Genomic DNA, 13513 nt, shown 5'->3' on the forward strand with positions numbered 1-13513 from the left:
ATTTTTCCTTGCTCTTGCTGAATGGGCTCTGCCACGTTGGGAATCGCAGATTGACTACAGCTCGGTGTATTTCTTGGCAGTTCCCCGGGCTTTTTCTACCGGATATTTGGCCGCATTCTTCCGGATTTTGTCTAAGACGATTTCAAAGACATCCAGCTCATGTTTTTCGGCCAATAAAAAGGCATAAGCCAAAACATCGGCAAGCTCTTCCTTCAGCTTTTCGTGGTTTACATCGGAGAGCTCATGCTCTTTCTTCCACAGAAATAATTCATTCAACTCTGCAGCCTCAATGGATAAGGCCAAAGCTAAATTCTTTGAATCGTGAAACTGTTGCCAGTTTCGTTCATCCCTGAATTCAATCAGTTTTTCGATCACTTTTTGATAATCACTCATAGTTTTAGTCAAAATTCTCTCGAAATTAAACATATCGGCTGAATTTTGGTTGGTTTTTTTCTTTTTCCAATGCTTCCTGCTACTTTTTCATCCATCCTGCACGTTTGGCAGTCGTCCTGTATGCTTGCAACTCGTCCTGTTAGGTCCGAGGCCTTCCTGTTAAAGAATTTTAACTCCCTGTTCAACAGGAACCCTCCAGAACCATACAGGAGGTTAATATTCCGTTACTGGGCGCCTAAAAAGCTTACAGGGGCCGCAAAAAAGCAACAGGGCCGCAAAATTCTTAACAGGGAGCCATCGCAAGGGTACAGGACCTGATCACAACTAAGAATCTATACGGCTTTTGGAGCGGGGGCTACTTTTAAACACTCATAAACCAGGTTCATCGATTCGCGGTCGTCGGCCAGTACAACCAGCCGGTCTCCGGGCTCAATAATGGTTGATCCGTTAGGCGTGAGGTATTCCTTTCCGCGGTTAATCATGGCGATCAGTGCAGTGCGGGGAAAGTGCAGATCAACAATTTTTTCTCCGGCAACTGAGCCGTCTTCGGGAATAATAATTTCGGTGCGTACCTTTTTGATCTCTTCAGAAAGGAAAGTTTCCTGGGCCATTTGTGGAATGGCCAGCTCAGGAGCCGATACGTGCAGCCAGCGGGCAATGGTATTTAGTGTGGTACCTTGCACCAACACCGAGGTGAGTGAAATAAAGAACACAATGTTGAAAATCATATTGGCCTTTTCAATGCCTGCCAGCAGCGGGTAGGTGGCAAACACGATGGGGACAGCGCCTCGCAGCCCCACCCACGAAATGTACAGGCGCTGCTTCATTTTCATTTTGAAAGGTGTGAGGGCTACCATCACGCTTAAAGGTCGGGCGATAAAGATTAAGAAAAGCGAGATGAGCAGTCCGATTCCAATGACGGGCAAAATGTGCGACGGAAAAACAAGCAAGCCCAGCGTGAGGAACAACACGATTTGCATGAGCCAGGCCAAGCTGTCGAACATTTTAATAATGGTTGCTTTGTGAATAAAGTCCTGGTTGGCCAGAAACACGGCACAAATATAGATGGCAAGGAACCCGTTTCCGCCAATAAAATCGGTGGCCGAGAAGGTGATAAACATCAGGGCAATGACCAGGACCGGGTAGAGGCCTTCGTAAGTCAGCTGAATTTTGTTGACGATGTATTTGGTGAGCTTGCCAAACAGCAGGCCGGCCAGTGCGCCAAGCAGCATTTGCTGAAGAAACAGCGGGATGATGGATAAAAGGCTTTGTTCGGGGGTAACGACCAGACTTAAAAAAGCAATGGTTAGCACATAAGCCATCGGGTCGTTACTTCCGCTCTCCAGCTCAAGAGTGGGTTTTAGCTGGCTTTTAAGGCCAATGTTTTTGGCCCTCAAAATGGAGAACACAGCCGCCGCATCGGTTGATGAGACAATGGCGCCCAATAGCAAGCCTTCGTAAAGGCTGAAATCCGTGAGCCACCACACAAAAAGGCCCAGGCTGACTGCCGTAAGCAAAACGCCCAGGGTTGAGAGCGATATTCCTTGCCAAAGCACAGGTTTAATCGACTGCCAGTTGGTGTCGAGTCCACCGGAAAACAAAATGAAGTTGAGGGAAACTACTCCTATAAATTGCGCGAGCTGCGGATTGTCGAAATGGATGCGGCCAATGCCTTCGGAGCCGGCAAGCATTCCCACAAAAAGGAATAAAACCAAGGTCGGAATTCCAAAGCGGTGCGAGGTTTTACCAATAAGGATACTAATAAATAGCAGTAGTGAACCAACAAGTAAAATGTTTTCAATGGTTAGACTCATAAATTATAGGAAATGAAGTGTTTGATTTTTAAACACGAAAATGCCGTTTTGGTTGGACAAAATAGGATAAATGCGGGAATTAGCAAGTGCCTTGCCGCTTTTCACAGACAGAAGGGAGGTGTACTTGAGAAATTCGTGATGGAAGGCCAGGCCGGATGGAACTCAATTTTTTAATGGCTTACCGAATTTTCAGTTGTGGCAGATTGAGTATCTGCCGATAGAAGTTTAGACCAAAGTGGTGGGAAAAGGGTAAAAAATAGTCGGAAATTAGATTTCCGACTCAATATAATAATGCAGGTTTTCTTTGGTAATGATATCCAGCGGCAGGTATTTGATCGGATTGATCTTTTTCTTGAAAACAAGATGCTCGATGAGCAGCTGGATGCCATAGTAGCCTTGCCCTTTCGGATTCTGATTGATCAGGAAGTTGATGGTTCCCTTGTTGAGGTGTGTCAGGTTTTTGTCCAGCAAATCATAACCAATCAGTCGAAGCTTGTGTTGCGGGTTATTTTCCAGGTAGTCGGCCACGGCATAGGCGCGCGAAGTACTTACAAAAATTCCGCGTGCATCGGGGTTTTTAGCCAGCAGTTCATCCAGCTGTTGGGCAAAAATACGCTGATCCGAGCTTTTGTGCAGCTCCGTGCGAACGACTTTAACAAATGGGGTATCGGCAGTATCAAAATAATCCATGAAACCCTGTTCTTTTTTGATCAGGTGCGAGGAGTTGGCCACATCTTCGTCAATGTGCGCAATGATGAAGCTAATTGGCTCGCTTGACAGGTAGCCATAGTGAAGCAATTTGGCAGCCACTACGCCGCTCTGGTAAGAATCCTGACCAATGTACGACAGAGGTTCGTAATCCGGAATGTGCGTATTGAACAGGTTAAAGGGGATTTGGTCTCTTTTCCAGCGATTTAAAAATGTAAGTGATTCGCGGTAAAAAACAGGCGCCAGCAAGATGCCATCGTAATTCAGTCCGGAGAGTTTTTCGGCTTCCTCTTTAAACGAGTTGACATCAAATTGGTTGAATATATGGTAATAAACCACCAGCCCGTATTGACGCAATTCCGCCTCTGCTTTGCGAATTCCCTTGGCTGGTTCTGCCCAGTAGTCATCCAGCGACGCATCCGGAATTAAGGCTGCAATCCGGAATTCGCGTTTGGAAACCAAGGCGCGGGCCAGCATATTGGGCTCGTAGTTGAGTTCCCGGGCAATAGACAGTACGCGCTGCTTCACCTCTTCAGAAACCCGGCCGCGATTGTGGAGCACGCGGTCAACAGTTCCTGTGGAAACATTGGCCAGCTCGGCAATGTCTTTTATTCTAACTACATTTTTTGTGGGTTCTTTATTCTCCATAACTTCCAAATCAACGCCTTGGGCGCAAAGATACTGATAAAATTTTTTTAATTAGCTTATTGAGAACAGGCTGTAGGCTTGCCCGTCTCGGGGGATGTTGCTGTCCACTTTACTTTGCGAAAACACCTTGGTGTTGGACAGGGCTTAGGCACTGGCAGAACGGTTGTTCTTCTCAAGGCCTGATTTTAAAAGCAAGATAAAAGAGGAATCCTTCGATCCTCTTTTATCTTGGTCACCGACTTGTGCCGGCTTATAGGAATTCAATTTCTCCAAAGTATGGAGGTTGATGAAAATCAGGATTGCTGGTTCCAATATTGTTCCAACTGATGTAATGAGGTGTTGTAAGATCATCGCCACATTTGTAAAAGTTGGCCCGTGCTTTCAGTCCGGACAAGCTGCTGATTTTAGAGTTTGTCAAAACGGAAATGGGAAGTTGAATAACCAACTGCCAGTCGAAACGATGTGACTGACCTTGCACCCTGTTCAGGCTCGTTTGAGTCTGGATCAGCCCCAGTGTTTCCGGAGCAATGGATTGCCGTTGGTGGCGATCTGGTCCGTAAGCGGCCAGGCAGGTACCCAGGCTGTTAAACTCGAAGTTGTAGTAATTCTTGTCGCCTTCAAACGACACGAAAAACTCAACACAGCTGTCGGTATAAACCGGACTGTTGTGTTTGCTGAAACGAGCAAGCACTTCGTCTTCCTGTACCCGGTAGCTCAGAAAAATTGACTCATTGTTGTGAGCAACTTTAAAGTTAACTGCCGGTTTGTTGGCTGGTGTCTCCCAGGGGAAACAAGCCAGGGCATTTTCGTTCAGCCCGTCAAAGGCGGCATTTAAGTCGGCCAATGAATTGACAGGCGTACTGAGTTTGGGAATTTCTAATGTCATTTGCTTTTAGCTTTTGCGCTTGTTTGCTCAATGATATTTTTGATTTCCTCAAAGTTCTCCTCCAGTTTCCGCACAAGCTGAAACTGAGCACGCGCCCGTTGCAGGTTGTGGTGTGGAGAATGAATGCGGTAGTAGTTATCGCCGTCAATGTAGTCGGACAGGAAGCGCACACCCATAATGAAAGGCAGCATCAAACAACCTTCTGAAAGTGATTTTACTTCATTATCAGTCAATGTAGCACCTGTTTCTCCGATAAAACCTTCAGAAAAAGCCTTGAAGACATTCATGTTAAGCTGGATTTTTTCCAGGTCTTTTTCATCTTCATCAGCAGTGTTGATGGTTGTGCGAACGGCATCGCCAAAGTCATAGGCAATGTAGCCCGGCATGATGGTGTCCAGGTCAATTACGCAATGTGCTTCATCGTTTTCATTCAACAAAACATTGTTGAATTTAGTATCGTTGTGCGTAATGCGCAAAGGCAGTTCACCAGCATCGCCCATTCGTTTGATGGTAGTCATGCGCTCGGCTCTTTCTTTCACGAAGTTCACCTCTTCGGCTACTGTTTTTAACCGGTCTACCGGGTCTTTGGTAATCGCTGTATCCAGTTGGTTTAAGCGGTGCTGCATGTTGTGGAAATCAGGCAACACTTCAAAAATCTTGTTCGGATCAAGGTCAGCCAGCGCCGAGATGAAACGGCCATAGCCTTTACCACCTTCGCGAGCCTGCTTGTCGTTTTCAATCAGGTCGTAGCTGCGGGTGCCTTCCAGGAACACGTACACACGCCAGAAGCTGCCATCGGTGTGCTGATAGTATGTTTTTCCATCCAAGGCCGGAACCAATTGTAAAACTTCACCTTTAACCGATCCGGTGGTGTCGTTTTGCTTTTGTTCCTGCAGGTGATTGATCACCGTTTGGATGTTGTTCATCAACTCCTCTACATTGGTAAAAATGCTGTTGTTGATTTTCTGAAGGATGTAGTCAGGTTTTTGCGCATCGGCATTTTTTAGCCGGTACGTCTCATGAATGTGACCTGAACCATAGGCTTTCAACTCGCCTACGGTTCCTTCAATTGCAAATTGCTCTGCAATTTTTTTGATTTCATTTTCAGTCATAAGATGATTTGTTTAGAATTTATAACGTTTGAAAGCCTCGATGGCTTCGTATTCCGTTAGTCCAAGTTTATCGTATATTTTAGCAGTACCTCTGTTTCGGTCTTCGGCACGTTGCCAGAATTCGCGTTTGTCTTTTCCAGGGAATACCGGAGAGTCTTTTTGAGACTGGTGTTTGAAGATGGCTTTCCGTTTTTTCATCAACTCTTCGGGGCTGATTGGAATGGCCATTTCAATGTCTTCAATTGCCCACTCGTGCCAAGCCCCGCGGTATAACCAAACATAGCAGTTCTGCATCCATGGCTGGTCTTTTAAGCGATCAATGGCTCTGAAAATAGCGTTCAGACATACAGCGTGTGTTCCGTGTGGATCGTGTAGGTCGCCTGCTGCAAAAATTTGCTCTGGTTTTACTTTTTCCAACAGTTCAACAATAATGTCAACGTCGGCTTCCGACAAGTCGTTTTTGGTAACGCTACCTGTTTCGTAGAATGGCAATTCCAGGAAGTGCGCATTTTCGGCTTTTACACCGCAGAAACGACATGCTGATGTGGCTTCTCCTTGTCTGATCAGGCCTTTGATTTTCAGTACGTCCGGATTGTTGTTCGGATCTTGGCTTGGATCGTAAATGGCATCTAGCAGTTGTTTGTGCACGGCTGCAATCTGATCTTCAGCAACATTGAATTTTTTGGCAAAACCTAAGGCGAAATCAGCGAAGCGGTGTGCATCATCGTTGAAAACAGCAATGTTTCCTGAAGTCTGATAAGCCACATGTACGTCATGTCCTTGTTCAACCAAGCGAAGCAAAGTTCCTCCCATTGAGATTACATCATCATCCGGGTGCGGGCTGAAAACGATTGATTTTTTAGGGAACGGGTTCGAACGCTCCGGACGGTTCGTGTCATCGGTGTCGGGTTTACCACCTGGCCATCCGGTAATGGTTTGTTGCAGTTGGTTGTGGATTTCAAGGTTTACAGCGTAAGCAGAGCCGGCTGTTTTTAACAACTCAGCTAATCCCCATTGTTTGTAATCGTTGTCAGTTAATTTAAGAATGGGCTTGTCGGTTTGTTGTGACAACCAAACGACGGCTTTTTTCTTCAGGTGGCTGTCCCAGGTGCAGAAACCAGTTAACCAAGGCGTACGGAATTTGCTCAATCCGGAAGCTGCAGGGTGGTCGGCAATACAAAGTGTATTGGCGTGCTTTTGCAGGAAGGAAGCGGGCACTTCAGGAGTAACAGGTCCTTCGATGGCTTTGGCCAGGATGTCGGCTTTGCCTTCGCCCCAAGCGGCCATGAAAATTTTCTTTGCATTTAGAATCGGACGGATTCCCATGCTGATGGCACGAAGAGGCACGTGCTCTTCACCACCGAAAGCTTCAGCAGCATCTTCAATGGTTACTTTGTGCAACTTCACCAAGCGTGTACCGGTTGTGTCTGTTGATCCGGGCTCGTTAAATCCGATGTGTCCGGTGCGTCCTATACCTAACAACTGGACATCAAGGTTACCCAATTCCGCAATTTTGCGATCGTATTCAGCGCAAAAATCATCAATTTCAGAAGGGGCTAACATACCATTGGGAATGTGTACGTTTTCGGGTTTGATGTCAATATGATTGAAAAAGTTTTCGTACATGAAGTAGTGATAGCTCTCTTTATTGTCTGGTTCCAGCTGGTAGTACTCATCCAGGTTGAATGTGATAACATTGCTGAAACTCAATCCTTCTTCCTTGTGAAGACGAATCAATTCGCGGTAAATACGCAGCGGACTGCTTCCGGTTGCCAAACCCAGAACGGTTGGTTCTCCAAGTTCATCTTTGGCTTTAATTACGTTGGCAATTTCTCGTGCAATAAATGCAGAACCTTCTTCTTTGTCATTGAAAATCCGCAGAGGAACTTTTTCTGTGGTTGTAGGTAAGTCTTTCGTACTCATTTGATTATTTATTTTGTAGATGTTTTTTGGATTGACAGAGATGTCTAATTTTCGGGCTAAAATAGCATCTATTTTTTGATGGGAAAAGTTTTTTGCCATAAATGTGTGTACGTGCACACATCTTTTAATATATTTGTGCACGTTACCATTATTTATGGAGATCAATTATCAATTAAATCATACTAAAATGAGAATTTTTCGAACATTCATTTTTTGTACATTAATTACTGCGTTTTTTAGCGCCTGTACCAATCAGGCAGGTAAAGAGCGGGAAATAGCGTTAGTGCCACAGCCCAATGGCTTGGTAAAAGGAGAGGGGAGTTTTACGGTTAATGCTAAAACGGCCTTTGTTGTGCCTGATAATGATAAGCTGCAATCGGCTGCTGGCCTGATCAACCAACGATTTAAGCAGGCGGCTGGTTTTGAGTTGGCCGTTGTGAACGAGTTGCCGGCTAAAAACTTTATTCATGTTGAATTGACGGGAGAGGCTGGTTCAAGCGACGAGTCTTACCAGTTGAGCGTAACTGCTGCGGGAGCTACGATCAAAGCAGCATCAGAGCGTGGAGCTTTCTATGGTTTGATGAGTATGTTGCAGTTGTTGCCGGCTGAGATTGAAAGTACGCAGGCAGTGGCTGACGTTAGCTGGACCATGCCTTGTGTTGAGATTGACGATGCACCTCGCTTTGTATGGCGTGGAATGCACCTGGACGTTTGTCGTCACTTTGTTTCGGTTGATTTCATCAAGAAGCAATTGGACGTGATGGCCTTGTTTAAAATGAACACGTTTCACTGGCACCTGACAGAAGACCAAGGCTGGCGGATTGAAATTAAAAAGTACCCGAAACTGACAGAACTGGGTTCTAAACGTACTGAAGGTGACGGAAGCGTTTATGGCGGTTACTACACACAGGAAGAAATTAAAGAAGTGGTGGCTTATGCTGCTGAGCGCTTCATCAATGTGGTTCCTGAAATTGAATTGCCGGGACACTCACTGGCTGCCTTGGTTGGATATCCTGAACTTTCATGTACAGGTGGACCATTTGAGGTGCGTACGGTATGGGGTGTTGAACCCGATGTATATTGTGCAGGTAAAGAGGAAACATTCCACTTTTTGGAAGACATCATTGACGAGGTGGTGCCATTGTTTCCTTACGAGTACTTCCACATTGGAGGTGATGAGTCGCCGAAAGATCGTTGGAAAGTTTGTCGCGATTGTCAACGTCGTATTCGCAAAGAAGGCTTGAAAGACGAGCACGAACTGCAAAGTTATTTTGTGCAACGTATTGAAAAAGTATTGTTGGCCCACGACCGGAAAATGATCGGATGGGATGAAATCCTGGAAGGTGGATTGGCTCCTTCAGCAACAGTAATGTCGTGGAGAGGTGAAGCCGGAGGTATTGAAGCGGCTAACCAGGGACACGATGTGGTGATGACTCCTGGAAACTGGGTTTACCTGGATCACTACCAGGGAGACAGTAAAGTGGAGCCGGTTGCTATTGGCGGTTATACAACCATGGAAGAATCGTATAGCTACGATCCGGTGCCTGCCGAGTTGAAAGGAGAGAAAGCAAAACATGTTTTGGGAACACAAGGAAATGTGTGGTCAGAGTATATGTACACTCCGGAACTGTTCGAGTACCGTATCTATCCTCGTATTATTGCCTTGGCAGAAGTGGGCTGGACACAAAAAGAAAATAAGGATTACGCGGATTTCGTTAAACGCATGGATCCTCAGTTTGTAAGACTTGATCTGCACAACATTAATTACCACATTCCACTGCCCGAAGGACCAGTTAACCATGTTGCTTTTACTGATACAGCTTCGCTTGAGTTTACAACAACTCGCCCGATCAAAATGGTATACACATTGGATGGAAGCGAGCCTGATCAAAATGCTGCAGTTTATGAATCACCGTTGACCTTTACCGAGAACGCAACTGTGAAAATTCGTTCGGTACTCAATAGCGGTACCATGAGTAAGGTGCGGACCATTACGGTTGAAAAACAAGACTTGTTGCCAGCTGTTTCTGCAGAAACAAGCAAAACAGGATTGACCGGTCAATATGCTGAAGGGATTTTCATTGAAGTGAAAGACCTGGAATCAGCAAAAAGCTGGAAGTCGATTGACGTTAATGCAAAGACCTTGCCGACAATCAACAACTACAAAAAACCAACAGGAGCTAAGCTTCAAGGGTATATTGAAGTTCCGGAAGATGGTATTTACGAATTCCAAACAAATTTTGACCAGTTCTTTATTGGAGACAAACTTTTGGTAAACAACGATGGCGAAGTGAAACGCTTTTCGCGTAGTAATGCGCAAATTGCGTTGGCAAAAGGAAAACATCCGGTTCAAATTATTTATTTGAATAATAATATCGGTGGATTTCCTCAATCATGGAATCACTTTATTGTTGACTATAAGAAAGTTGGTGATGAGAAGTTCTCTCAGCTGAAATTGGATAATTTTAGCTATTAACAAAATATAACTGCCTTCAGAGTCAAACACAAGATTTGTGTGTTATTTTTGAAGGCAGTTTTTTTTTACTGCTAGTACTATAAAATTACTCAAAAAGAAAAGTTCTAAATTCATGAGAAAATCTTTGCTACTACTCACAGCTTTTGCCCTGTCCGGATGGACGGCCCGGGGACAAGCAGCAGATTCCGGAATCAATGTCTGGAATTATGTGGAAAACATTGAAGTGATTCAGGAAAACAAAGAGCCGGCCCATGCCTCTTTTGTTTCGGTGCCTACGGTTGAAGAAGCCTTAACTCAAAAGGCCACCGAGGTGAATACCCGCCAATACCTGGATGGTATCTGGAAGTTTAAATGGGTTCGCAATCCTCAGGACCGTCCGGTAACCTTTATGGATCCTCAGGAAAATGTGGATGACTGGGATAATATTAAAGTACCTTCAAACTGGGAAGTGGAAGGTTACGGGGTTCCAATTTATGTGAACCATCAATACGAATTTGCCGATCACAAAGCTCCGGTTGCCGATGATATGGAGTTGGATGGCATTTATCCGAAGTATCCTGGAAAAGTGCCTCATACGTACAATCCGGTGGGATCTTACCGCCGCAGTTTTGTCGTAGCTGATGATTGGGATGGCAAGGAAATTTTCCTGCACATTGGTGCCATGAAATCAGGTGGTTTTGTGTGGATTAATGGAAAATATGTAGGATACTCACAAGGAAGCAAGCTGCCTGCCGAATTCAATATTACTCCGCATGTTCAGAAAGGCGAAAACACGATTGCCTTACAAATTTTCCGATGGACCGATGGTTCCTACCTGGAGTGTCAGGATTTCTGGCGTATCAGTGGGATTGAGCGAAGTGTGTATTTGTATGCTCAGCCAAAACTACGTATTCGTGACTTTGAGGCCGCAGCCACATTGGACGCCGCTTACCAAAACGGAGAGCTGGAACTAACCGTTGAATTGAAAAACCATCAGCCGAAAGCTCAAAAATTCAAACTGGCATATCAGTTGCTGGATGATCAAGGGCAATTGGTAACCAGCGAATCTAAAAAACTGGAAGTTGGCGCAAGTGCCGAGCTGACGGAAGCGATGGCTGCTACTGTTGAAAATGTGAAGCCATGGAGCGATGAACATCCTAATTTGTATACTTTATTGCTGGAAGTTCAGGATAAAAAAGGAAAAACACTGGAGGCTACTGCAATTAAAGTTGGTTTCCGTACGGTTGAAATCAAGCAAGGATTGTTGCTGGTAAACGGACAGCGCATTACCCTGAAAGGTGTAAATGCCCAGGAAGCGGATCCGGAAACAGGTCATGTGATGAGTGAAGAGATGATCATGACTGACATCCGCCTTTGGAAAGAAAATAACATCAATGCTGTGCGCTTGAGTCACTATCCACGCGGAGCCCGTTTTTACGAGCTGTGCGATGAGCACGGAATTTACGTGGTTGACGAAGCCAATATCGAGTCGCATGGAATGTATTACGGCAATCATTCGCTGGCTAAAAAAGAAATTTGGGAGAACCAGCATGTGGACCGCATGGTGCGCCTGGTTGAACGCGATAAAAATCATCCTTCGGTTATTATCTGGAGTATGGGTAATGAGGCAGGAAATGGAATCAACTTTTATGCAGGCTACAAAGCCATGAAAGCCGCCGATTCGCAAAAACGTCCGGTGCAGTACGAGCGTTCGTATAAAGATTACGACGGCAATATTTTGGATATGGAATGGAACACCGACATTGTGGTACCACAGTATCCATCGCCTGGTTTCTTCGAGTACGTCGGAAAGTACAAAACCAACCGTCCGTTTATTCCGAGTGAATACGCGCACGCAATGGGTAACAGTACGGGTAACTTCCAGGATTATTGGGATATTATTGAATTGTACGATAACCTGCAAGGTGGTTTTATCTGGGATTGGGTTGATCAATCGATCTGGAAAACCAATGAAAAAGGAGAGCGTTTTTATGCCTACGGTGGTGACTACGGTAAGGACATGCCTACCGACAATACTTTCCTGAACAACGGAATTGTATTCCCGGACCGCTCACCTCAGCCAGGCTTGTTTGAAGTGAAGAAAGCGCACGAATTTATCAATTTCAAAAATGCGGGTCTCAACCGTCACAATGAGTTGCGTGTGTTTATTGAGAACCTGTATGATTTTACCAATCTGAATGCCTTCAACTTTACAGCTCAGGTGAAAGCCGATGGTAAAGTATTAAAGACCCTTAACTTTGACGATCTGGATGTGGAAACACATACCGGACAGTTGATTCGGGTGTCGTTGGATGGTGTTCAACCGGAAAGCAATACGCGCTATTTTGTGCACCTTTCTGCTACCTTGAAAGAGGCCTGGGGATTACTTCCTGCCGGATTTGAAGTGGCTCATGAGCAAATCGAATTGGCTAAATTTTCTAAAACAGAGCCAGTGGCTGTTGCTGATGGTGCTGACTTGACTGTTCAGGAAGATGCCAAGCAAGTGACGGTGTCAAATGCCGACTTTAAATTTGTTTTCAGTCAGGAAGAAGGACGTCCGGTTTCGTTTGAGTACGAAGGCAAGGAATTGCTGAAAGATGGAAAAGGACCAAAGCCAAACTTCTGGCGTGCACCTACCGATAATGACTTTGGAAACCGCATGCAGTTTAACAATGGTGAGTGGAAAAAAGCCTCTTTGTTTTCTGAAGTTACGGCTATGAAAACTGAAAAGCTGGCTGATAACCGCGTAAAACTGGAAGTAACTTACCAACTGCCAGGAGTGAACACCACTTTTGTAAGTGTTTATGAAATTGCAGGAACTGGTGTGGTCAAAGTGTCAAACACCTTGGCTGAAACAGACTATCGTGCAGATATTCCACGTGTGGGGATGCGTATGCAGTTGCCCGCTGATTATGAGCAGTTGACTTATTTTGGTCGTGGTCCTTGGGAGAACTACGTTGACCGCAAAGCGTCTACTTTTGTTGACTTGTACCAAACAAGCGTAAGCGAAATGTATGTGCCTTATGTGCGTCCGCAGGAAAATGGCTACCGTACGGATGTGAACTGGTTCGCGCTTCAGGATAAAGCAGGCAATGGTTTGTTGGTTGTAGCTGACACGCCGAAGGTTGGTTTGGGCATGAGCGCATTGCACATGCTGAATGAAGATTTTGATACCACAGAAGGTATTGACTACGAAGGAAACAGCGAGGTAGAGCCTGCTTTCCGCATCGATGGTATTCCGGAAGTGAATGGAAGCAAGCACATCAACGACATTAAAGAGCGTGATTTGGTGCAGTTGAACATTGATCTGGGACAACGTGGTGTAGCTGGTGATAACAGCTGGGGAGCCCGTCCACAGAAAGAATACATGATGAGTGGACAGCAAGTTCACCAGTATAGTTTCTTCCTGGTGCCTGTTAAAAATGGATCGACTGAAAAATACCTGGAAATGAGTAAATCGCTTGCCAATAAAAAATAGCGGTTAACAGCGTTTCTTATTTAGAATAATTATTTGATCCGGCCTGGTTTTCATTTGTTGAGAACCAAGCCGGATTTTTTTGGCTTATGTCTGACC

The 13513-nt window shown here is 45.2% G+C and carries 8 protein-coding genes; 2 read left to right on the forward strand and 6 right to left on the reverse strand.

Going from position 1 to position 13513, the window contains the following annotated elements:
• Positions 1-54 precede the first annotated feature (54 nt).
• The 6 genes from ACRD6K_RS07620 to nagB form a co-directional block, all read right to left on the reverse strand.
• Positions 55-393 (reverse strand): nucleotide pyrophosphohydrolase, encoded by a 339-nt coding sequence (locus ACRD6K_RS07620; RefSeq protein ID WP_430972775.1) that lies wholly within the window; start codon positions 391-393, stop codon positions 55-57.
• A gap of 332 nt (positions 394-725) precedes the next feature.
• The gene (locus tag ACRD6K_RS07625; RefSeq protein ID WP_430972776.1) at positions 726-2207 is read right to left on the reverse strand and encodes a potassium/proton antiporter; all 1482 of its coding nucleotides are present in this window, start codon (positions 2205-2207) and stop codon (positions 726-728) included.
• Positions 2208-2474: 267 nt separating this feature from the next.
• Positions 2475-3563, reverse strand: coding sequence for a LacI family DNA-binding transcriptional regulator (locus tag ACRD6K_RS07630; RefSeq protein ID WP_299576734.1), 1089 nt, complete (start codon positions 3561-3563; stop codon positions 2475-2477).
• Positions 3564-3813: 250 nt separating this feature from the next.
• Positions 3814-4449, reverse strand: a complete 636-nt coding sequence (locus ACRD6K_RS07635; protein ID WP_430972777.1) for a carbohydrate-binding family 9-like protein — start codon at positions 4447-4449, stop codon at positions 3814-3816.
• Positions 4446-5561 (reverse strand): phosphotransferase enzyme family protein, encoded by a 1116-nt coding sequence (locus ACRD6K_RS07640; protein ID WP_430972778.1) that lies wholly within the window; start codon positions 5559-5561, stop codon positions 4446-4448. The genes ACRD6K_RS07635 and ACRD6K_RS07640 overlap by 4 nt, the downstream gene beginning before the upstream one ends.
• Positions 5562-5573: 12 nt before the next feature.
• Positions 5574-7556 (reverse strand): glucosamine-6-phosphate deaminase, encoded by a 1983-nt coding sequence (nagB, locus tag ACRD6K_RS07645; RefSeq protein WP_430972933.1) that lies wholly within the window; start codon positions 7554-7556, stop codon positions 5574-5576.
• 115 nt (positions 7557-7671) lie between these two features.
• On the opposite strand from nagB, the gene ACRD6K_RS07650 reads away from it, so the two are divergent.
• Positions 7672-9960 (forward strand): family 20 glycosylhydrolase, encoded by a 2289-nt coding sequence (locus ACRD6K_RS07650; RefSeq protein WP_430972779.1) that lies wholly within the window; start codon positions 7672-7674, stop codon positions 9958-9960.
• 112 nt (positions 9961-10072) lie between these two features.
• Positions 10073-13417 carry a glycoside hydrolase family 2 TIM barrel-domain containing protein gene (locus ACRD6K_RS07655; protein ID WP_430972780.1) on the forward strand — a complete coding sequence of 1115 codons (3345 nt, stop codon included), beginning with the start codon at positions 10073-10075 and terminating at the stop codon, positions 13415-13417.
• Positions 13418-13513: the final 96 nt, after the last annotated feature.

Source organism: Sunxiuqinia rutila, assembly GCF_050589705.1.
In the GTDB taxonomy this organism is placed as follows: domain Bacteria; phylum Bacteroidota; class Bacteroidia; order Bacteroidales; family Prolixibacteraceae; genus Sunxiuqinia; species Sunxiuqinia rutila.

Bases quoted from the DNA above. Each gene is read 5' to 3' on its own strand.
- ACRD6K_RS07650 (WP_430972779.1), top strand. From the start codon at position 7,672: ATGAGAATTTTTCGAACATTCATTTTTTGTACATTAATTACTGCGTTT.
- ACRD6K_RS07630 (WP_299576734.1), bottom strand. From the start codon at position 3,563: ATGGAGAATAAAGAACCCACAAAAAATGTAGTTAGAATAAAAGACATT.
- ACRD6K_RS07620 (WP_430972775.1), bottom strand. From the start codon at position 393: ATGAGTGATTATCAAAAAGTGATCGAAAAACTGATTGAATTCAGGGAT.
- ACRD6K_RS07635 (WP_430972777.1), bottom strand. From the start codon at position 4,449: ATGACATTAGAAATTCCCAAACTCAGTACGCCTGTCAATTCATTGGCC.
- ACRD6K_RS07655 (WP_430972780.1), top strand. From the start codon at position 10,073: ATGAGAAAATCTTTGCTACTACTCACAGCTTTTGCCCTGTCCGGATGG.
- ACRD6K_RS07640 (WP_430972778.1), bottom strand. From the start codon at position 5,561: ATGACTGAAAATGAAATCAAAAAAATTGCAGAGCAATTTGCAATTGAA.
- ACRD6K_RS07625 (WP_430972776.1), bottom strand. From the start codon at position 2,207: ATGAGTCTAACCATTGAAAACATTTTACTTGTTGGTTCACTACTGCTA.